15 protein-coding genes are annotated in these 20,141 nt (G+C 64.6%); 6 read left to right on the top strand and 9 right to left on the bottom strand.

What is annotated here, in order from left to right; genetic code table 11:
* Positions 1-819, bottom strand: coding sequence for an enoyl-CoA hydratase (locus WD006_RS03900; protein ID WP_008646053.1), 819 nt, complete (start codon positions 817-819; stop codon positions 1-3).
* Positions 820-978: 159 nt separating this feature from the next.
* On the opposite strand from WD006_RS03900, the gene WD006_RS03895 reads away from it, so the two are divergent.
* The gene (locus tag WD006_RS03895) at positions 979-1,749 is read left to right on the top strand and encodes an IclR family transcriptional regulator (RefSeq protein WP_029308280.1); all 771 of its coding nucleotides are present in this window, start codon (positions 979-981) and stop codon (positions 1,747-1,749) included.
* A gap of 2 nt (positions 1,750-1,751) precedes the next feature.
* Here WD006_RS03895 and WD006_RS03890 read toward each other — a convergent pair whose 3' ends face one another.
* From WD006_RS03890 to gudD, 6 genes are all read right to left on the bottom strand, one after another.
* The gene (locus WD006_RS03890) at positions 1,752-2,837 is read right to left on the bottom strand and encodes an alpha-hydroxy acid oxidase (RefSeq protein ID WP_029308281.1); all 1,086 of its coding nucleotides are present in this window, start codon (positions 2,835-2,837) and stop codon (positions 1,752-1,754) included.
* A 5-nt stretch (positions 2,838-2,842) separates the two neighbouring features.
* Entirely contained in the window at positions 2,843-3,529 is a 687-nt protein-coding gene (locus WD006_RS03885; protein ID WP_011515666.1) for a Fe2+-dependent dioxygenase, read from the bottom strand.
* A gap of 79 nt (positions 3,530-3,608) precedes the next feature.
* On the bottom strand, positions 3,609-5,888 hold the full coding sequence (locus WD006_RS03880; RefSeq protein WP_104670186.1) for a TonB-dependent receptor: 2,280 nt from the start codon (positions 5,886-5,888) through the stop codon (positions 3,609-3,611).
* A 450-nt stretch (positions 5,889-6,338) separates the two neighbouring features.
* A complete protein-coding gene (locus WD006_RS03875; RefSeq protein WP_029308283.1) occupies positions 6,339-6,932 on the bottom strand; it encodes a YXWGXW repeat-containing protein in 594 nt (197 codons plus the stop codon).
* A gap of 210 nt (positions 6,933-7,142) precedes the next feature.
* Positions 7,143-8,198 (bottom strand): Bug family tripartite tricarboxylate transporter substrate binding protein, encoded by a 1,056-nt coding sequence (locus tag WD006_RS03870; protein WP_011515663.1) that lies wholly within the window; start codon positions 8,196-8,198, stop codon positions 7,143-7,145.
* A gap of 94 nt (positions 8,199-8,292) precedes the next feature.
* Positions 8,293-9,648, bottom strand: a complete 1,356-nt coding sequence (gene gudD, locus WD006_RS03865) for a glucarate dehydratase (RefSeq protein ID WP_011515662.1) — start codon at positions 9,646-9,648, stop codon at positions 8,293-8,295.
* A gap of 162 nt (positions 9,649-9,810) precedes the next feature.
* On the opposite strand from gudD, the gene WD006_RS03860 reads away from it, so the two are divergent.
* Together WD006_RS03860 and WD006_RS03855 are read left to right on the top strand one after the other, a co-directional pair.
* Positions 9,811-10,560, top strand: a complete 750-nt coding sequence (locus tag WD006_RS03860) for a FadR/GntR family transcriptional regulator (protein ID WP_008646042.1) — start codon at positions 9,811-9,813, stop codon at positions 10,558-10,560.
* Between the two features lie 165 nt (positions 10,561-10,725).
* Positions 10,726-12,303 carry an aldehyde dehydrogenase (NADP(+)) gene (locus WD006_RS03855; protein WP_029308284.1) on the top strand — a complete coding sequence of 526 codons (1,578 nt, stop codon included), beginning with the start codon at positions 10,726-10,728 and terminating at the stop codon, positions 12,301-12,303.
* Positions 12,304-12,407: 104 nt separating this feature from the next.
* Here the strand turns inward: WD006_RS03855 and alaS are convergent, their stop codons facing one another.
* Entirely contained in the window at positions 12,408-15,032 is a 2,625-nt protein-coding gene (alaS, locus tag WD006_RS03850) for an alanine--tRNA ligase (RefSeq protein ID WP_029308285.1), read from the bottom strand.
* Between the two features lie 249 nt (positions 15,033-15,281).
* Here alaS and WD006_RS03845 point away from each other — a divergent pair, with 249 nt between their 5' ends.
* The 3 genes from WD006_RS03845 to WD006_RS03835 all read left to right on the top strand — a co-directional run bounded on the left by WD006_RS03845 (position 15,282) and on the right by WD006_RS03835 (position 18,164).
* Entirely contained in the window at positions 15,282-16,502 is a 1,221-nt protein-coding gene (locus WD006_RS03845) for a CaiB/BaiF CoA transferase family protein (protein WP_008647133.1), read from the top strand.
* 101 nt (positions 16,503-16,603) lie between these two features.
* Entirely contained in the window at positions 16,604-17,059 is a 456-nt protein-coding gene (locus WD006_RS03840) for a DUF2214 family protein (protein WP_011515658.1), read from the top strand.
* A 97-nt stretch (positions 17,060-17,156) separates the two neighbouring features.
* Positions 17,157-18,164: a tripartite tricarboxylate transporter substrate binding protein gene (locus WD006_RS03835; protein ID WP_011515657.1), complete on the top strand. Its 1,008-nt coding sequence runs from the start codon at positions 17,157-17,159 to the stop codon at positions 18,162-18,164.
* Here the strand turns inward: WD006_RS03835 and WD006_RS03830 are convergent.
* On the bottom strand, positions 18,136-19,953 hold the full coding sequence (locus tag WD006_RS03830) for a potassium/proton antiporter (RefSeq protein WP_029308286.1): 1,818 nt from the start codon (positions 19,951-19,953) through the stop codon (positions 18,136-18,138). The two genes, WD006_RS03835 and WD006_RS03830, sit on opposite strands and share 29 nt — an antisense overlap.
* Positions 19,954-20,141 lie beyond the last annotated feature (188 nt).

Here is a 20,141-nt window from a genome sequence, read left to right as displayed (position 1 = left end):
TCAGCGGGTTCCTTGCTTGTCGGCGTCCACGGCGACATTCTTGACGATGGCCTTGGCAAGGCCGGCATCCCGCGCGCGCAGGAACCCCTCCCCGAGATGAGAGAGCTGATGGGTGTCGAAGTGCGCCGACAGCGCCGAGCGAAGACCCTGCGCGTCCAGCGTGCGGTTCAGGGAGCGCTTGATCAGATGCAGGCCGAACGGCGGCGCCTTGGCGATACGGGCGGCCAGCGCATCGGTTTGCGCTTCCAGTTCCCCTTCCGCGACCACCCGATTCACCATGCCGATGCGCAACGCTTCAGCCGCATCGATCCGATCCCCGGTGAAGAGCATTTCCTTGGCTTTCCTGAGTCCCATGACCCACGGATGAATCAGCACCTCGGTGGCCGCCGCGCCGAGCGAATGGCCGACCGGATCGGAGAAGTACGCCGACTCGGAAGCCACCACCAGATCGCACATATTGGCGATCATGAAGCCGCCGGAGACGCAGGCGCCCTGCACTTGCGCGATGGTCGGCTTTGGGAAATCCCAGATGCGCATGCAGTAGTTGAAATACCGCTCGCTTTCGTACGCCCAGCGCTCCTCCACCGTGAAGTTGGCGCGTTTCTCCTGCGCTTCCTTGAGATCGTGCCCGGCGGAAAAGTGCGCACCGCGACCGCCGATCACCACCACGCGCACCGAGTCGTCGGTGGCTGCTTCGGACATCGCGTGATCCAGTTCGTCCAGCATCAGCTGGCTTTGCGCATTACGGGCGCTTTCGCGCGCCAGCCAGACGCGACGCACGGCGTCGCGCTGTTCGATTTCGATGGTGGTGTAAGGCATCCCGGCTCCTCTGTTCGATGTGGTTTGACGTCTTGGCTGTGTCGAGTGATTCCAATCGAGTGTAAAAGCAGGTATTTTCACAATACAAACACAAGCAACTGTTTTGACCACTATATGGACACCAAGAAAACCCGGAGTACGAGCGAGGGAGAGACAGAAATGCGCGATGAGGCGGTGGGAAGGAAGACCGCGGGCGCGCAAACATTGCGCCGGGGGCTGGAAATCCTGAGGCTGCTGGCCCGCCATCAGGAAGAAGGCGCGACGCTGGCGGATATCGTCACGGAAAGCGGCCTGGAGCGGCCGACGGCATATCGGCTGCTCTGCTCGCTCGAGGAGGAACGCTTCGTCGAGCGCAACATCCACAGCAAGCGCTACCGGCTCGGCATCGACGCTATGCAGCTTGGCGCCGCCGCCGCGGAGAAGGCGCCAATCGTCGATCTGGTCGCGCCTCTGATGAAAAAGCTGGCTCGCGTGTCGGGCGACACGGTCTTCCTGGTGGTGCCACAAGGAGACTTCACGGTCTGCCTGCACCGCGAGGAAGGGCCGTTCCCCGTGCGCGTGTTCACGACGGTGCCGGGCCAACGCCGGCTACTGGGCATCGGCGCTGGCGGCCTCGCGCTGATGTCGGCAATGTCGGACGACGCGATCCGCGAGGTTCACAAGCGCAAGCACACACTTTATGCCGAAGCCGGAATGCCGATCTCGCGACTACTGGCGGCGGCAGCCAGAAGCCGACGCAAGGGCTATGCGGAGATCGTGGATACCATCACCGAAGGCGTCTCCGGCGTGGGATGCGCGTTCCAGTTGCCGTTTGGCGCGTCGGCGGCCATCAGCTTCGGCGCGATCAGCAGCCGCATGAACGCAAGCCGCCGAGACGAACTCGGCGCGTTGATGGTCCGGGAGCTATCGACGATGAACCCGGCTGGATAGCGCTACGCCGTCCGGCCCATCAACGTCGACGCATCAATATCGCGCAGTGTCGGCCTGCCGAGCAATGCCATCGCGGCTTCCAGTTCGGTTTGCAGCAGCGTCAGCATATGGACCACGCCCGGCATCCCGCCGACCGCCAGCGCGTGCAACACTGGCTGGCCAAGCAGTACCGCGGAGGCACCCAGCGCGATCGCCTTGACGATATCCGTACCGCGCCGCACGCCGCCGTCGAGCAGGATCGGCACGGCACCAGCCACGGCGGCGGCAACAGCGGGCAGCACGTCGATCGTGGCGGGAAGCGTGTCGAGCACGCGGCCACCGTGATTCGACACGATGATGCCCGACACCCCCGCATTCAGCGCGGCAGGCACGTCGGCCGGATTGAGCAAGCCCTTGACGAGTACCGGCAACGTGGTCTGTCCGCATAGCCACTCGATGTCAGACCAGGTAGGTGCATGGGCCAACATACCGCGAAAGATCGGACTCCCGACGCTTGCGCGAATCGGCTCGTTCGCGGCAAACCCAGCAAGATTGACCGCGCTGACGCCATCGGGCAATCGAAACCCCGCGCGCTGCTCGACATTGCGGATGCCGCTGACAGCAGCGTCGATCGTCACCACCAACGCCTTGTAGCCCGCCTGCTCCGCCCTGCGGACCAGCGCCAGCGAATCCTCGCGACGTGGCTGCATGTAGAGCTGAAACCAGAGTGGCGCAGTGGATGCGCGCGCGACCTCTTCCAGCGTGACGCTGGCCTGGGTGCTGACAGTCATCCAGGTGCGGGTGAGGGACGCCCCCTGAACCGTCGCCAGCTCACCGTCGGGATGGACGAGCTTGTGATACGCGGTTGGGGCAATCAGGATCGGATAGTCGAGCGTCTCGCCGAACAGTTCGGACCGGGCCGATGCCTGCGACATGTCGACAAGCGCGCGAGGCATCAGCCTGATGCGCTCGAATGCGGCACCGTTCTCGCGCTGCGTTACTGCATCGGCCGCCGCGCCCGCGATGTAGGCGCGAATCGCCGGGTCCGCCCTTTCGTGAAAGCGATATTCGTAGTCACGCAGCGAAACAGTGTCGGTGGGGATCTGCATGAGAGTCAAAGCTCTGCCCAGCGCCTGAGCAGGTTGTGATAGTGGTTGACCAGCGCGAGCACGGCGTCTTTGTCGTCGCCGAGTTGCCTGCGGACTTCCATGATCGTCAGATCGAGTTCGTAGAGCATCGTCCGCTGGCCGTCGTCCTTGACCATCGATTGCGCCCAGAAGAACGAAGCCCAGCGAGCGCCGCGCGTGACCGGAGTCACGGCGTGCAGCGACGACGCAGGATAGACCACCATGTGCCCGGCCGGCAGCTTCACCGTATGGCTACCGTACAGGTCCTTGATCACGAGTTCTCCGCCGTCGTACTCGTCGGGATCGGTCAGGAAGAGCGTGCTAGAGACATCGGCGCGGATACGCATCCCGCCGGTGCCCGGCACGGTACGGATGGCATTGTCCACGTGCGTGCCGAATGTCATGCCGCCTTCATAGCGATTGAACATCGGCGGCAAGACGCGCAGAGGCAGCGCGGCGGAGTGATACGAGGCATTGCGACCCAGCGCGGTCAGGATGAACTCGCCGAGTTCCTGTGCTACCTCGCTATCGACGGGAATCTGCAGATTGAGCTTGGACTGGGCCGCGAGATCGCCCGCAGTAACGCGACCGTCGACCCAGTTCGAACTTTCCAGCCGTTGCCTGCAGTACCGGACTTCCTCCGGCGTGAGGACATTGGGTATCTGAATGAGCATGGCACTTCAAGGTTTGGCGGAGCGGCGCACGTACGCCGGAAAGCGTATGGTAGCCGCTCCGTAAAGCCCGCTACTTGCGTTAGAACGTCATGCCGACGTTAAACAGGAACGTCCGCCCAGATGTGGGTACGGCACGCGCCACGTTGAACGACGACTGATAGTTCAGGCGATTCGTCAGGTTGTAGGCATTGAGCGACGCGCGAAACTTGCCCTGCTTGTAACCGATCATCGCATCGAGCGAGAAGTTATCGGGCATACGCGCGGTGTTCGCCGTGTCCGCCCAATAGGCCGAGGCGTACTGGAGACCACCACCCACCGTGAGCCGGCCCGGCAGTGGCAGGATCGTGTGCGGAATGTCATAGCTGGTCCAGAGCGTCACATTGTGGCGCGAGACGCCTGGGGCGACATTGCCAATCGAGGTAGGCGCCGTGGCCGAGGTGACGATGCCGTCCAGGTAGGCATATGCCATCGTGGCCGACCAGTTGTTCGTAATCCGCCCGCTCAGGCCAATTTCCGCGCCGCGGATGCGTCGGCCTTCACCCGAATCCGAGAAACCGTTGGTGATGTCTCCGGTGATCGGGTCAACCGTGTACGCGTTGTACTTCTTCGTCTGGAAGATCGCACCGGTCACGCCCAGGCGCTTTTCGAGGAAATCCAGCTTGGCGCCCACTTCGATCGTGTCGGCACGCTCTGGCTCGGTGTTGACGCCGTTCTGCGGCACCTCGGACTGCACGCCGCCGACCGCCACCGCGATATCGGTCCCGACCGGACGATAGGTGCGCGAGAACGACGTGTAGAACATGTAGTCCTTGGTCGGCTCCCAGATCGCGCTGATAGCCGGGCTCAGCTTCTTCGAATCGGATACGCCACCGACCGAGGACGCGTTGGTCGAGTACTCGCTGCGGAAGTAGTCCCAGCGCAGGCTGCCCATCAACGAGAACTGGTCGTTGAACCAGACGCGGTCGTTGGCGAATACGCCAACGTCGATCGAGTTCGCATCGCGCGTGGTGCCACCATAACTGACCGTCGCCCCCGGGCTGTTGTAGAAAATCGGGTTCATGACGGTCTGGTTGTTCATGCGGCCCGTCCACGTGCCCATGTCGCGATGGTCACGCTGGTAGATCGTATCCAGGCCGACCATGGCCTTGTGACGGAAGCTACCGGTATGGAACTCGCCCTTGGCGCTCAGCACGTTCTGAATGCCCCAGCCGCGCTGCAGATAGGTGGAGCCGCCGCCCGCGCCGTACGACAAACTCACGTTGCCGCCCGCCAGCAACCGCTGCAGGCTCGCGTAGTTGAGCGACGCCGGGTTGGTTGACGAGAAATCGCGCTCGTAGAAGCTGAAACGCGTGTCGTTGTTGATGGTGATGCCGTTGTCGAGTCGTTTCATGAACGACGACGAGACGATATGGGCGTCGGTGATGTCGCGGTCGGTATTGCGGACGTAGGACGTCGACGACGCGTAACCCGGTACGTTGTACTCAGGCAGCGGACGGAAGATGCCATCCGCACCCTGCGCCAGCGGCACACCGAAATCCGGCGCGCCGCTACGGTGCAGGTAGGAGTAATTCAGGTGCCATTCCGTGCTGGTGCCGAGGCCGGTGCCGAAATCGATGGCGATACCGCGGCGGTCGTCGTCGACATGGTCGCGATCCGCGACACGGCCATTCTGGAACACGCCGTTGATACGTACGGCGGACGTATCATTCAGGCGGATATTGCTGTCGACCGTCGTGCGGTACGTCGACGCCGACCCGACGCCCTGGTCGATGCTGGTGCTCGTGTTCAGGTTCGCCCGCTTGGTCGACTGGTTGATCAGACCACCGATATTGCCCACGCCGAACGCCTCACCCGACGGTCCCTTGATCACTTCCACGCTTTCGGTGTTGAAGCTGTCGCGCTTGTATGCGCCGAAGTCTCGCAGACCATCGACATAGATGTCGCCCTTGGCGGAAAGGCCGCGAATGCGGAACTGGTCGCCGTTCTGCCCGCCGTTGCCCTCACCCGTGGAAATCGTAATGCCCGGCACGTTCTTCAGGATCTGTTCGAGCGAAGTGGCCTGCTGCTGCTCGATAACCTCCTTGGGCACGACGTTGATCGTCTTGGGCGTTTCCTTGATGGTCTCCGGCAGACGAGAGATCCCCGTCGGTGCGTCATTGGTGTTTGGAACACCCTTGCCCGTTACCGTGACAGACGGCAGCACATTTCTGTCGTCGGCCGATCCAGCCGAACTCTGACCTTCAGGCGCGGTTTGCGCATGTACGACCAGCGGAACAGCTGACACGGAGATTGCCAGACCGGCTGAGGCCGCGCCAGAAACCAGCACGCGGATGGCACTCGATAGGATTTTTTGCTGCACGGAAGACTCCAGCATGAATGACTTGAAATGACGTTCAGTGCTGCCGCGCCAGTCGAAGTCAGGCCGCGATCCAGCTTCGATCGCGGCCACCTCATTGCGGGAATGCGGTGTTGCAAGGCAAAGGGATACCCACTCGCGTCCGGGTGGGACGCGAGAACGTTTTCACTCTCGTGGAATGGCGGGTCACGGCCAACCGGAACAACTGGCGCTGGCCTTGGCCCTTGTCAGGCGGGTGTTCGCATTTGCGATTGAATCAAGTGACGGCAGGAAGCACAGGCTTGTAAATGTAAATTATTCGCATTTACATTGTCAACTATAAAGCACTCTGGTTGACCTTATATGCAGACATTTGGAGCCTAGATCCAACGCCGCGCAGCGCCCTTCACCGAACGGCTTCCTGCGTCCCCGTCCGGACCTCGTCGTGGTCCGGGCGGTTCAAGCTACATCAAATCAATACTGTTGCCAGACGCCCCCGGCGAAGGCCCAGCCGCCGCCGTTGCGATACCAGTGCCCGGGCACCCAGAAAGCGCTGTCGCGCCGCGCTTCCCATTGGCCGGCGACCCATTCATGCCGGCCGCCTGACCACCGCCAGTACCCGCCAATCCAGACATGCCCTGGACCGGGCGGTGGCGGCATGACTTCCACGCGTGGCATTGGCGGCGGCACGTTCACGACGATCGGCGCCACACGGGCCTGCTGCACCAGCTCCACCCAGCGCCCGGGATGGAACACCCATTCTCCATGCTCGTCACTCCAGTGCGCGCGCTGGTACACCATGTTCACGCGCGCCTGCTCCCAATGCCCGCCGTTCCATGCATAGCGGCCGCCCTTCCAGGCCCAGTGTCCGGGAATCCAGTAGGCGTCGACATATGGGGCCGGAGGAATCTCCTCGACGATCGGCGCCGGCGGTGCCTGGGTAATGTGTTGCACTTCGACGCGCTCGACATGACGCTGCGGCTCGACGACACAACCGCTCAGGCCGGCGGCCGCAACGCAAACGGCCGAGAGCAGAACAGTGCCGGGAAGTGAAAGACGAGAAGACATCGGGGCGATCCTCCAGAGTTATGTGCCCATAACGGGAGGCGCCAAAACCACGATGACAGACTTACAAACGGTTGCATCGATGTCAGGCCGCACACCGAAGCCTGAAAGCAAAAAGCCCCGCCATCAAGGCGGGGCAAGCACTTCCATGGAGCTACCTGAATTGACCCCCCCAAATTGCGGAGCCGGGCGTGTGCGGCAAGCACACGGCGATCACTCGGCCGTGATCTTGCCCTGCTCGATCACGGTCTTCCACCGCTTGAGCTCCTGCGTCTCGAACTCCGCGAATTGCTCGGGAGAGTTCCCCACGACCTCGAAGCCCTGCTCATTGAGCTTCTGCTGCATCTTCGCGTCCTTGAGTGCCGTCACGATGGCCCCATGCAGGCGCGATTTCACATCGGCAGGCAGGCCCTTCGGCGCCGCCACGCCCTGCCACGAATACACCTCCACGTCCTTCACGCCGCCCTCGGCCATGGTCGGCACGTTCGGCAGCACAGCCGACCGCTTGTCTGACGTTACGGCCAGCGCGCGCAGTTTGCCCGAGCGGATGTGCTGAAGCACCGCGTTGATGTTCTGGAAGGACACGTCCACCTGGCCGGCCAGCAGATCCGAGATCGCGGGCGCGCCGCCCTTGTACGGCACATGCAAGCCATCCGTGCCGCTCTTCTGCCAGAACAGCGCCGCGGTCAGATGGTCGGACGAACCGGCCCCCGACGTGGCGAAGCTGACCTTGCCCGGGTTCTTCTTCATGTAGGCCACCAGTTCTTGCAGCGTCTTGGCCGGGAAGTTCGGATTGGCGACCAGCACATTGGGCGCGCGCACGGCCACGGTGAGCAGGTCGAAGTCCTTGGCCGGGTCGTACTGCAGGTTCTTCTGCAGGAACGGATTGACGGCATAGACACCGATCGACGCCACCATCATCGTGTAGCCATCAGCGGGTGCGCGCTTGACGAACGTCGCGCCGATCGCGCCGGTAGCCCCCGGCCGGTTGTCGATCACGAACGGCTGACCAAGCTTCTCGTTGAGCGGGGCCGCCAGCATCCGCGCGATGGTGTCGGTGGAACCGCCAGCCGGGAACGGCACGACCACCGTAACGGCCTTCTGCGGCCACGCGGTGGTCCCGGTGGTGTTAGCCAGCGCGGTGGTGCTTACGGTCGCCCCGGCGGCCAATGCGATGGCCACACCAAGGCAGCGGCGCAGCAACGTGGAGAGGTGGGACACGCGCCGCGTGCCCCCTTGCGCCGCAATGGGCGAGAGTGTCTGGAACATCGTTTGTCTCCTGCTTTGACGAAAAGCGTTTGGCTTGTTGTTATCTGTCTGTCGTGGCGAAACACCCACTGCCCCCGCCACGCGGCATGGCCCGTCAGCGCACCATGCAGGGCATCTTGTTGTTGAACTTCCAGCCCGGGATCAGGAACTGCATCGCGATCGCATCGTCGCGCGCGCCGAGTCCCTTTTCCTGATAGAGGCGGTTGGCGCGCGCGAGCGCATCCATATCCAGCTCCACGCCCAGACCAGGAGTCTTCGGTACCTGCACCAGGCCACCTTCGATCCTGAGCGGGTTGCGTGTCAGGTGCTCACCGTCCTGCCAGATCCAGTGCGTGTCGATTGCCGTCACGCGGCCCGGCGCGGCGGCGGCCACATGCGTGAACATGGCCAACGAAATATCGAAGTGATTGTTCGAGTGCGAGCCCCAGGTCAGCCCCCACTCCGCGCACATCTGCGCCACGCGGACCGAGCCCTGCATGGTCCAGAAGTGCGGATCGGCCAGCGGAATGTCGACCGAATGCAGGCGCACCGCATGACCCATCTGACGCCAGTCGGTGGCGATCATGTTGGTGGCCGTAGGTAGTCCGGTGGCAGTGCGGAACTCGGCCATGATCTCGCGGCCCGAGTAGCCGTCCTCGGCGCCACAGGGGTCCTCCGCATAGGCCAGCACGCCATGCTTGTCGCGGCAGAGGCGGATCGCATCGGCCAGCAGCCAGCCGCCGTTCGGGTCGAGCGTGACGCGTGCTTTCGGAAAACGCTCATGCAGCGCGAGGATCGCCTCCATTTCCTCGTCACCGCTCAGCACGCCACCCTTGAGCTTGAAATCGTTGAAGCCGTAGCGCTCGTACGCGGCCTCGGCCAGTCGCACCACGCCTTTCGCATCCATCGCCACTTCATTGCGCAGGCGGAACCATTCGTTGTCCGCATCGGGCTCGGTGCGATAGTCAAGCGTCGTACGCTGGCGATCACCGACGTAGAACAGGTAGCCCAGCATCTCCACCGCGTCGCGCTGCTGGCCTTCGCCGAGCAGGGCCGCCACGGGCACCTGGAGGTGCTTGCCGAGCAGATCGAGCAGCGCGGCTTCAAGCGCCGTCACGGCATGGATCGTGATGCGCAGGTCGAAGGTCTGCAGACCACGTCCCCCGGCATCGCGGCTCGCGAACGTGGCTCGAACCTTGTTCAGCATCGCCTGGTACTGGCCGATCGGTTGACCAACCACGAGCGGGCGCGCGTCCTCGAGCGTCTTGCGAATGCCCTCGCCGCCCGGCACTTCGCCAACGCCGGTATTGCCTGCGCTGTCGCGCAGGATCACGATGTTGCGGGTGAAGTACGGGCCGTGCGCCCCCGACAAGTTCATCAGCATGCTGTCGTGGCCGGCGACGGGGACAACGGTCAGTTCAGTGACGACAGGCGTGGCACCAGCGGCGCCTTGAAGGGAAGCGGCATTCATGTCGGTTGTCTCCGGGCCGGCGCTGCCACAACGTGAGGGTAGCTGCAAGCACCTGTGTGTTATCGGTCGTCGTATGACTTATGACGAAGTATAATGAGCGCATCACTACACGGTCAACAACCAGTGATCGCCACTGGCCAAGATCCAAGATATCTGCCCGCCATGTCCAATGCCCCGCTGACTTCGCCCGCTCCCCTGCGCCGCCGTGGCCGCACGCTCGCCGAAGAGGTGGTCGGCAGCCTGACCGAGAATATCCAGCAGGGCCAGCTCAAACCGGGCGACAAACTCCCGACCGAATCCGAAATCATGGCCAGGCTCGGCGTGAGCCGCACGGTGGTGCGCGAGGCGCTATCACGGCTGCAGGCCAGCGGCATGGTGGAAACGCGCCACGGCATCGGCACTTTTGTCCTGAATCGCCCCGCGGAAACGCAATCGCCGTTCCGCATCGACCCTTCGGCCATTGTCACGGCGATGGATGTGCTGGCAATGCTGGAATTCCGCGTCAGCCTGGAAGCCGAAGCAGCCAGCCTGGCTGCCACGCGCCGCAGTGACGACCAACTACGGGCAATTCGCCGGGCACTCGACGACATCAAGCACAGCGCGCTGGAGGGCAGCGATGCGGTAGGTGCCGATTTCGAGTTTCATCTGTCTATCGCACGCGCCACGGGCAACCGATACTTCACGGACATCATGGGCCACCTCGGCACGATGGTGATCCCGCGCAGCCGCCTGCAAGTCAGTCAGCCCGAGCGCGAGCAGTATCTGGAACGCGTGAATTTCGAGCACGAAAGCATCTACGACGCCATCGAGCGACGCGACCCGGAAGCCGCCAAGGCTGCCATGCGGATGCACCTGACCAATAGCCGGGAGCGTTTGCGCAAGGCATCTGCAATGGCGGGATCGGCGGCCTAAGGCACGCCCGCTATATGTTGCCCGCGGGGGAATCCCTACGGGCGACGCGGTTGCGGCATGCCGCGCCATGTCATATGATGTCTTACGACAAAATCACTTCCAATCTGATGTGACGGCCACGCTGGCCGCCATGCCAATCCCTCCTCACCCGCAGGACCCAAGATCATGACGATTACCGGCGAAATGCTGATCGGCGCGAGCGCCGTGCGCGGCACAGAAGAGACGTTTTACGGAATCAACCCGGCCACCGGCGAGCAACTCGAACCGGCATTCCACAGCGGCAATGCCAACGACGTCGAGCGCGCCTGCGTGCTGGCGGAGGCGGCGTTCGATGCCTATCGCGCCACCACGCCCGAACAACGTGCCCAGTTCCTGGAGTCGATTGCCGACGCCATCGAAGCCATTGGCGACGAACTGATCCAGCGCGCGCACGCCGAAACGGCGCTGCCGCTCGCCCGCCTCCAGGGCGAGCGCGGCCGAACCACCGGCCAATTGCGCCTGTTCGCCCGGGTGCTGCGCGACGGCCGCTGGCAGGATGCCACGCTCGACAGCGCCCTGCCCGAGCGCACCCCGCCGCGCCCCGACCTGCGGATGCAGAAGATCGCGGTCGGTCCCGTGGCCGTGTTCGGCGCCAGCAACTTCCCGCTGGCGTTCTCGGTGGCTGGCGGCGACACGGCGTCCGCGCTGGCCGCCGGTTGTCCGGTGGTTGCCAAGGCCCACCCCGCTCACCCCGGCACGTCCGAACTGGTTGGCCGCGCCATCCAGAAGGCCGTGGCCGACAGCGGTCTGCCTGAAGGCGTGTTCTCGCTCGTAATGGGTGTAGGTAATGCGATCGGCACGGCGCTGGTTGCCCACCCTGCCATCCAGGCGGTCGGGTTCACCGGATCGCGCACCGGCGGGCTGGCCCTGATGAACGTGGCTAACACGCGCCCGCAGCCGATCCCGGTCTATGCCGAGATGAGCAGCATCAACCCCGTATACCTGCTGCCCGAAGCCTTGGCCGCGCGCGGCGAACAGATTGCCCGCGACCTGATCGACTCGCTGGTGCTCGGCGTCGGCCAGTTCTGCACGAACCCCGGCTTGCTGCTGGCCATCGAAGGTCCGGCCCTCGAGGCATTCCGCGCGACTGCTCTGGCCGCGCTGACCGGCAAACCCGCCGCCACCATGCTGACGCCTGGCATCCACCAGGCGTTCGAACGTGGCGTCACGCAACTCTCCGATATCGCCGGGCTCTCGCGTGCGGCCTGCGGACTGGATGCGACGGGCCCGAACCAGGCGCGCCCGGTATTCTTCGAGACCTCGGCGGAGCAGTTCATTGCCGACCACCGCATGCACGTCGAAGTCTTCGGCCCGTCCACGGTACTGGTCACCTGCAAGGATGCCGAGACGCTGCTAGCCGTGACGCGCATCCTGGAAGGCCAGCTCACCGCCACGGTGCAGGCGGATGCCGGCGACCACGCACTGGCGGCCCGCTTGCTCCCCGCGCTGGAGCGCAAGGTCGGTCGTGTGCTGTTCAATGGCTTCCCGACCGGCGTGGAAGTGTCGTTCGCGATGGTCCACGGTGGCCCGTTCCCGGCCACGTCGGACACGCGCACAACCTCGGTAGGCGCTAGCGCGATCGACCGGTTCCTGCGTCCGGTGTGCTACCAGAACGTGCCGGCGGACCTGCTGCCGCAAGCGGTGCGGGACAGCAACCCGCTAAACCTGTGGCGACTGAAGGACGGCGAACTCGGCCGCGCCTGATCTGTCGACTTCGCAATAAAAAACGGCTGCTCACGCAGCCGTTTTTTATTTCTCGAGAAAGGCCTTCCGTTACGGGAGGCCTTTCTCATTGATGCCGACGGGGATCAGACCTTCGCCGACACCCACTCCGTCACGCCAGCCAGCGCCTTCGGCAGATTTGCCGGATCGGTGCCGCCTGCCTGGGCCATGTCCGGACGGCCACCGCCCTTGCCGCCTACTTGCTGGGCAACGAAGTTGACCAGTTCGCCGGCCTTGACCTTCGACGTGGCGTCGGCAGTCACACCCGCGATCAGGCTCACCTTGCCGTCAGCCACAGCCGCCAGCACGATGGCCGCGCTCTGCAGCTTGTCCTTGAGCTTGTCCATCGTTTCGCGCAGCGTCTTCACGTCGGCGCCGTCGAGCTGGGCAGCCAGCACCTTCAGGCCCTTGACGTCCACGGCCTGCGCGGCGAGTTCATCGCCTTGCGACGAAGCCAGCTTGCTCTTGAGCTTTTCCAGTTCCTTCTCGAGCGCGCGAACCTGGTCCTGCACCTGGCCGATGCGCGGCACCAGCTCCGAAGGCTGCGCGCGCAGCGCGGCGGCGGCTTCGTTGAGACGGGCGTCGAGCGATTGCAGGTAGTGCAGCGCGTTGTCGCCGGTGATCGCCTCCACGCGGCGGATGCCAGCGGCCACGCCAGCTTCCACGACGATCTTGAACAGGCCGATATCGCCGGTGCGGGTCACGTGCGTGCCGCCGCACAGTTCCTTCGAGGTACCGATTGACAGCACACGCACATCGTCAGCGTACTTCTCGCCGAACAGTGCCATCGCGCCGCTCTTGACCGCGTCGTCGAACGGCATGACCTGCGCCACGGTCGGCGCATTGCTCAGGATCTCGGCGTTGACGATCTCTTCGATCTGACGGATCTGTGCGTCGGTCAGCGGCGCGTTGTGCGAGAAGTCGAAGCGGGTCTTGTCCGGATCGACCAGCGAGCCCTTCTGCTGCACATGGGTGCCCAGCACTTCGCGCAGCGCCTTGTGCATCAGGTGGGTAGCCGAGTGGTTGCGCACGGTGCGGGCGCGGCGGACCGCGTCAACCTGTGCCGCTACGGTATCGCCCACCTTGAGCGCGCCATTGGCCAGCGTGCCCTGATGACCGAACACGTCGGACTGGATCTTGGTGGTATCCGCCACGGCGAACACGGCCGGGCCCGACACCAGCGTGCCCTGATCGCCCACCTGACCGCCCGACTCGGCATAGAACGGCGTGTTGTCCAGCACAACTACACCGCTCTGGCCCGGCTGCATCGTGTCGACCGATGCGCCATCAACGTACAACGCGGTCACACGCACGCCATCCATCGAGAGCGCGTCGTAGCCGTGGAACACGGTCTTCTCGCCCGAGTATTCGAGGCCTGCGGCCATCTTGAACTTGCCGGCCGCACGGGCCTGTTCGCGCTGGCGGGTCATCGCGGCGTCGAACGCCGCTTCGTCCACCGTGATCTCCTGCTCGCGCGCCACGTCCTGCGTCAGGTCGAGCGGGAAGCCGAACGTATCGTGCAGCTTGAACGCCAGTTCGCCGTCGAGCACCTTGCCGCCCTTGGCCTTCAGGTCCGCCACGGCGGCGTCGAGGATCGACATGCCGTTTTCGATGGTTTCGAAGAAGCGCTCTTCCTCGGCCTTCAGCACTTCCACCACGCGCGACTGGGCTTCGGCCAGTTCCGGATAGGCTTCGCCCATCTGCGCGACGAGGTCGCCCACGAGCTTGTGGAAGAACGGCGTCTTCTGACCGAGCTTGTAGCCATGACGAATCGCGCGGCGCACGATACGGCGCAGCACATAGCCACGGCCTTCGTTGCCCGGAATCACGCCGTCGACGATCAGGAACGAGCAGGCGCGGATGTGGTCGGCGATGACCTTCAGCGAATTCTGGTTCAGGTCCGCGATATGCGTTTCACGGCCGGCACCCTTGATCAGTGCCTGGAACAGATCGATCTCGTAATTGCTGTGCACGTGCTGCAGCACGGCGGCAATACGCTCCAGGCCCATGCCGGTGTCCACGCACGGCTTGGGCAGCGGCGTCATGGTGCCCTGCTCGTCGCGGTTGAACTGCATGAACACCAGGTTCCAGATCTCGATGTAGCGGTCGCCGTCTTCTTCCGGCGATCCCGGGGGGCCGCCCCACACATCCGGGCCGTGGTCGTAGAAGATTTCCGAGCACGGGCCGCACGGGCCGGTGTCGGCCATCTGCCAGAAGTTGTCCGACGCGTAGCGCGCGCCCTTGTTGTCGCCGATGCGCACGATGCGGTCGGCCGGCACGCCCACTTCCTTGGCCCAGATGTCGTAAGCCTCGTCGTCCTCGGCGTAGACCGTGACCCAGAGCTTATCGGCGGGGAGCTGGTAGACCTTGGTCAGCAGTTCCCACGCGTACTGGATGGCCTCGCGCTTGAAGTAGTCGCCGAACGAGAAATTGCCCAGCATTTCGAAGAACGTGTGGTGACGTGCCGTGTAACCCACATTCTCGAGGTCGTTGTGCTTGCCGCCGGCGCGCACCGAGCGCTGCGATGACGTGGCTCGCACGTAGGGACGCTTGTCAGTGCCGAGGAACACGTCCTTGAACTGCACCATGCCCGAATTGGTAAACAGCAGCGTCGGGTCGTTCGCCGGCACCAGGCTGGACGAGCGGACCACCGTGTGGCCCTTCGACTCGAAGAACTGAAGGAACTTGCTGCGAATGTCGGAGACTTTCATGTTGTGCGGGCGCAGCCGGCGTCGAGGCACGGCGCAGTCAGTCAGGTTGGATTTGCAAACCGTTGATTATACGGGGAAGGCCCGTCCCGGGGCAGTGGTGGGCAGGTGTCCGTCGGCAAGCGCCCTGGCAGGCAGACGGCTGTCCGATTATCGCCCAAGGATCGTCCCTCGGGATTCCGCGCAGGGACATCGCCCGACTGCCCCGGTGATAGAGTGCTGGCTCTTTCGAACCTGCCTGCCGCCATCGCCATGGGAGCTTTAAGCCATCTTCGCGTCCTCGACCTGACCCGCGTGCTCGCGGGCCCGTGGTGCGCCCAGAATCTTGCCGATTTCGGCGCCGACGTGATCAAGATCGAGCGCCCAGGCGCCGGTGACGACACGCGCATCTGGGGCCCGCCCTGGCTCAAGACCCCCGAGGGTGAAGACACGGCCGAGGCCGCCTACTACCTGGCGGCCAACCGCAACAAGCGTTCGGTGACGTGCGACATCAGCACGCCGGAAGGGCAGCAACTCGTGCGCGACCTGGCCGCGCAGAGCGATGTGGTGCTCGAAAACTACAAGGTCGGACAACTCAAGAAGTATGGCCTCGATTATGAATCGCTCAAAGCGATCAAGCCGGACCTGATCTACTGCTCGGTCACCGGCTTCGGACAGACCGGCCCCTACGCCCAGCGCCCGGGCTACGATTTCATCATCCAGGGCATGGGTGGCTTCATGAGCATCACGGGCGAGCGCGATGACCTGCCCGGAGGCGGCCCGCAGAAAGCCGGCGTGGCGATCTCCGACCTCATGACGGGCCAGTACGCCACCATCGCCGTGCTGGCCGCGCTGGCCCACCGCGACCGTACCGGCGAAGGCCAGTACATCGACATGGCGCTGCTGGACGTGCAGGTGTCGATGCTGGCGAACATGAACACCAACTACCTGGCCAGCGGCGTCCCGCCGAAGCGCTGGGGCAACGCGCACCCGAACATCGTCCCTTATCAGACGTTCCAGGCCGCCGATGGATGGCTCATCGTCGCGGTGGGCAACGACGGCCAGTTCCGCAAGTTCGTCACCGCCGGCGGCCGCCCCGAGTTGGCCGACGACCCGCGCTTCGCCACCAATCCGCAGCGCGTGGCGCACCGAGACGTGCTGGTACCGATCCTGGCCGAGATGGTGGCGCCGCGCACGCGTGAACAGTGGATTCTGGACCTCGAGCGTGCCAGCGTGCCATGCGGGCCGATCAACACGCTCGACGAGGTCTTCGAGAACGAGCAGGTGGTGGCGCGTGGCCTGCGCGTGGACCTGCCCCACCCCTCGGCCGGCACGGTCAAGCTGGTGGGCAGCCCGATGAAGATGAGCGCCACGCCGACCGAGGCGCTGCGCCATCCGCCGTTGCTTGGGGAGCACACGGATGTGGTGCTTGGCGAGACACTCGGCTACAGTGCCGAACACATCGCCGCCCTGCGCAACAAGGGCGTGGTCTGACCTGCCCCGCCCACGCTTTTCGCCATTGACTTGACCGCACCCGCTCCGGCGGGTGCGCGCAGCCGGTGATCATGACGTTTCCCCAACCCTGAGGAGAATGCATGCTGACCGACGCCTTGCTCGCGTTCCTGCACTTCACGGCGATTTTCGTCCTTGTCACGCTGATGGCCGCCGAGGCCGTCGTGCTGCGCCCGGACATGCCGCCTTCCGCCGTGCGCCGCCTGTCCCAATACGACTTCTTCTATTTCCTGTCGGCGATGGTGGTGCTGGCCACCGGGCTGTTGCGCCTGTTCTATGGCGCCAAGGGTGTGGACTTCTATCTGCACAACCCGTGGTTCCACGCCAAGATCACCGTGTTCGTGCTGATCGCGCTGGCCACGCTGCCACCGACGTTTGCCTTTGCGCGGTGGCGCAAGCAGTCGCTGAAGCTGCCCGAGTTCGTGCCGACCCCGGCCGAAATCAAGAAGGTGCGCCGCTGGGTCATGATCGAAGCGCACGCGTTCATCCTGCTACCGCTTTGCGCGGTGATGATGGCGCGCGGCATCGGCATCCACTGACACCTCGACGGGCCGCGTCCTGCCGCGGCCTCCGGCCAGTCGCACCCGCGCTGGCCATCCGCTTTCCTCCCGCTTTCCTCCATTCATCCACTGACTTATGTTGAAGACCCTGCTCTCCGCCGCGATGGGCGCCGCAATGGCCGCCACGCTGGCCTTTGCCGCACCGGCCAGCGCCGCCAGCAACTGGCCCACCAAGCCGATCCGCTTCGTCGTGCCCTACCCGGCCGGCGGCCCGCTCGACACCGTAGCGCGCGCCATCGGCGAAAAGCTGCGCGATAGCCTCGGTCAGCCCGTGGTGGTGGAGAACCGGCCCGGCGCGGGCGGAAATCTTGGCGCGGACTTCGTGGCCAAGCAGCCCGCCGACGGCTACACGATCGTGATGGGCGCAGTGGCCACCCATGCGATCAATCCGACGCTGTTCGCCAAGATGCCGTATGACCCGGTCAAGGATTTCACGCCGATCACGCTCGTGGCCGACGTGCCGAACGTGCTCGTGATGCACCCTGGCAAGGCCGCCGAACTGCACATCAATACCGTGCGCGATCTGGTCGAATACGCGCGTAAGCATCCGGGCAAGCTCGACTACGCGTCGGGTGGCAACGGCAGCGCCGGACACCTGTCGGGCGAGCTGTTCAAGAGCATGGCGCATGTCAGCATGGTCCATATCCCGTACAACGGCGCGGCGCCCGCGCAAATGTCGGTGCTGTCGGGCCAAACCGACCTGATCTTCGACAACCTCGCGTCGGCGTCGGCCAACATCAAGGCGGGCAAGCTCAAGGCGTTCGCGGTCACCACGGCCAGCCGTGCGGCTGCATTCCCGGAACTGCCGACGATTGCCGAAGCCGGCAAGGGACTGGGCCTGGAGAACTTCGATATCTCCACGTGGTTCGGCGTGCTCGCACCGGCCGGCACCCCGCGCGACATTGTCGATCGGCTCAATCGCGACATCGTGGCGATCCTGAAGACCGACGACATGAAGGCGAAGCTGGCACGCATTGGCGCGCAGCCGGCGCCGACCACGCCTGACCAGTTCGCCACCCTGATCCAGCGCGAACTGAAGAAGTACAGCCAGATCGTCAAGGTTTCCGGCGCGAAGGTCGACTGACCCGGTCCAGCCCCGGCCGTGCCCGGTGACGCCGGCGCCTGCGATGGTTAGTGCCATCGCCAGCGCCCGCCGCCACCGGGCGCGGCAGCAGCAATCCCACCTGCACGATGCGGGGCCCGTCCATGCGGGTCACCGTCAGCCGCAAGCCGGCAATCTCCAGCGCATCCCCCTCTACCGGCGGCGACCGGAACACTGCCAGCATCGCCTGTTCGAGCGTGCTCAACTGCTCGTGCGGCAGCAGCGCCCGGGTGCCATAGAGCGCGGCGACATCGGCCAGACTCGCCTGTCCGGCAAGCAGAAAATCGTAGGTCACCTGGTCCCAGGCAGGCGGGGGTCCTGACGTCAGGAACAGGCGAGAAAGCACCGGCAGAACACCGCCAGGCGCCAGCACCGAGACGGTATCGCCAGCACGCAGGATGGCGCGGTCGAGCGGCACCAGCGCCCCGTCACGCGCCACGGTCATCAGGCGGCTGCGCATTGGCAATTCGAGTTGGTCCGCGCGCAAGCTGTCCACCGGTGAATTAGCGGCCACCTCGAACTGCATCAACTCCAGTGCTGGCGCCTGGGTGCCGCGCATCCGCTCACGCGATAGCGGTTCGTTGTAGAGCGGCCGCAGCACGCGCGCCAGCCGTGCAGCCAGGGCGACCGTGGTGCCCTGGCACAGCAGGCTGGCCAGCACCACCGCGAACGCCACGCGAAACAGCAACCCCGAATCCTTCATGCCCTGCAGCATCGGGAACAACGACAGCACGATCGGCACCGCGCCGCGCAACCCCATCCACGCCACGAAACCCTTCTCGCGCGCGTTGAACCGGAACGGCAGCAACGAGATCCAGACGGCTACGGGCCGCGCCACGCACATCAGAAACAACGCCACGGCCGCGGCGGGCAGCGCGATGTCCCAGATCCGGTGCGGAGACACCAGCAGCCCAAGCAGCAGGAACATCGCCGACTGCGCCAACCAGGCCATGCCATCCATCGCCCGCATCGTGTCGCCGCCGACCGCGTGTTCCCGGTTGCCGACGATCATCCCGGTCAGGTAGACCGCCAGGAAGCCACTGCCGCCGGCAGTCTGCACGATCGCCCAGACCATGCAGCCGCCCGAACAGACCAGAATGGCCTGCAGGCCCTCGGCCACGTTGACGCGCTCCATCACGTTGGCCAGGCAGTAGCCCAGCGCCGCGCCAAGTATCCCGCCCACCCCGAACTGCACGACCAGCCGCGTCACAAGCGCGCCGGGCGACAGCCCCTGCGGCGAGGTGATCCACTCGATCAACGTCAGGGTCAGGAAGATCGCCATGGGATCGTTGATACCCGACTCGATCTCGAGCACGCTGGCCACGCGCTCCGTGAGCCGCACACCGCTACCGTTGAGCAGGGAGAAGACGGCGGCGGCATCGGTAGAGCCTACGATGGCGCCTAGCAACAGCCCGAGCTTCCAGTCGATCCCGAGCAACCAGGAAGCAAACGCGCCGACCAGCACCGCCGTGATGACCACCCCCAGCGTGGCCAGGGACAAGGACGGCCGCAGCGCCACGCGGAAGGTGGCAAGGCGCGTGCGCAACCCCCCATCGAGCAGGATCACGGCCAGCGCGATATTGCCCACCAGGAAGCTGAGCCAGGTGTTGGAGAAGCGGATGCCACCGGGGCCGTCGACCCCGGCCGCCATGCCGACGCCCAGGAAGACCAGCAGGAACGGGACACCGAAGCGCGACGAGAAAACCCCAAGCAGGATGCCCGCCGTCATCACGACGGCACCGAGCAGAATGGCGTGGTCAATGCTTTCCATCCCGTGGCTCCCCGTACCGTCTTACCGTCGATATACCGACCGGTTCTGTCGATGATAGTGCACGCCGAGGCCGGCTCCACGCCCCGCTGCCAGACGTCCAATCTCCCGTTCTCCTCGTGATTTCCCTTGCATCGTCAACGACTTACGTCCGCCTTTCGAACAGCTTTCGGACGTATGCCTAGGGACAT

Origin of the sequence: Cupriavidus sp. Met-2, assembly GCF_049843575.1 — a bacterium.
Classification (GTDB): domain Bacteria; phylum Pseudomonadota; class Gammaproteobacteria; order Burkholderiales; family Burkholderiaceae; genus Cupriavidus; species Cupriavidus metallidurans.
The sequence above is the reverse complement of the archived record's forward strand: the minus strand, read 5'-3'. Positions and strand labels throughout refer to the sequence as shown.

Bases quoted from the DNA above. Each gene is read 5' to 3' on its own strand.
- WD006_RS03900 (WP_008646053.1), bottom strand. From the start codon at position 819: ATGCCTTACACCACCATCGAAATCGAACAGCGCGACGCCGTGCGTCGC.
- WD006_RS03895 (WP_029308280.1), top strand. From the start codon at position 979: ATGCGCGATGAGGCGGTGGGAAGGAAGACCGCGGGCGCGCAAACATTG.
- WD006_RS03890 (WP_029308281.1), bottom strand. From the start codon at position 2,837: ATGCAGATCCCCACCGACACTGTTTCGCTGCGTGACTACGAATATCGC.
- WD006_RS03885 (WP_011515666.1), bottom strand. From the start codon at position 3,529: ATGCTCATTCAGATACCCAATGTCCTCACGCCGGAGGAAGTCCGGTAC.
- WD006_RS03875 (WP_029308283.1), bottom strand. From the start codon at position 6,932: ATGTCTTCTCGTCTTTCACTTCCCGGCACTGTTCTGCTCTCGGCCGTT.
- WD006_RS03870 (WP_011515663.1), bottom strand. From the start codon at position 8,198: ATGTTCCAGACACTCTCGCCCATTGCGGCGCAAGGGGGCACGCGGCGC.
- gudD (WP_011515662.1), bottom strand. From the start codon at position 9,648: ATGAATGCCGCTTCCCTTCAAGGCGCCGCTGGTGCCACGCCTGTCGTC.
- WD006_RS03860 (WP_008646042.1), top strand. From the start codon at position 9,811: ATGTCCAATGCCCCGCTGACTTCGCCCGCTCCCCTGCGCCGCCGTGGC.
- WD006_RS03855 (WP_029308284.1), top strand. From the start codon at position 10,726: ATGACGATTACCGGCGAAATGCTGATCGGCGCGAGCGCCGTGCGCGGC.
- alaS (WP_029308285.1), bottom strand. From the start codon at position 15,032: ATGAAAGTCTCCGACATTCGCAGCAAGTTCCTTCAGTTCTTCGAGTCG.
- WD006_RS03845 (WP_008647133.1), top strand. From the start codon at position 15,282: ATGGGAGCTTTAAGCCATCTTCGCGTCCTCGACCTGACCCGCGTGCTC.
- WD006_RS03840 (WP_011515658.1), top strand. From the start codon at position 16,604: ATGCTGACCGACGCCTTGCTCGCGTTCCTGCACTTCACGGCGATTTTC.
- WD006_RS03835 (WP_011515657.1), top strand. From the start codon at position 17,157: ATGTTGAAGACCCTGCTCTCCGCCGCGATGGGCGCCGCAATGGCCGCC.
- WD006_RS03830 (WP_029308286.1), bottom strand. From the start codon at position 19,953: ATGGAAAGCATTGACCACGCCATTCTGCTCGGTGCCGTCGTGATGACG.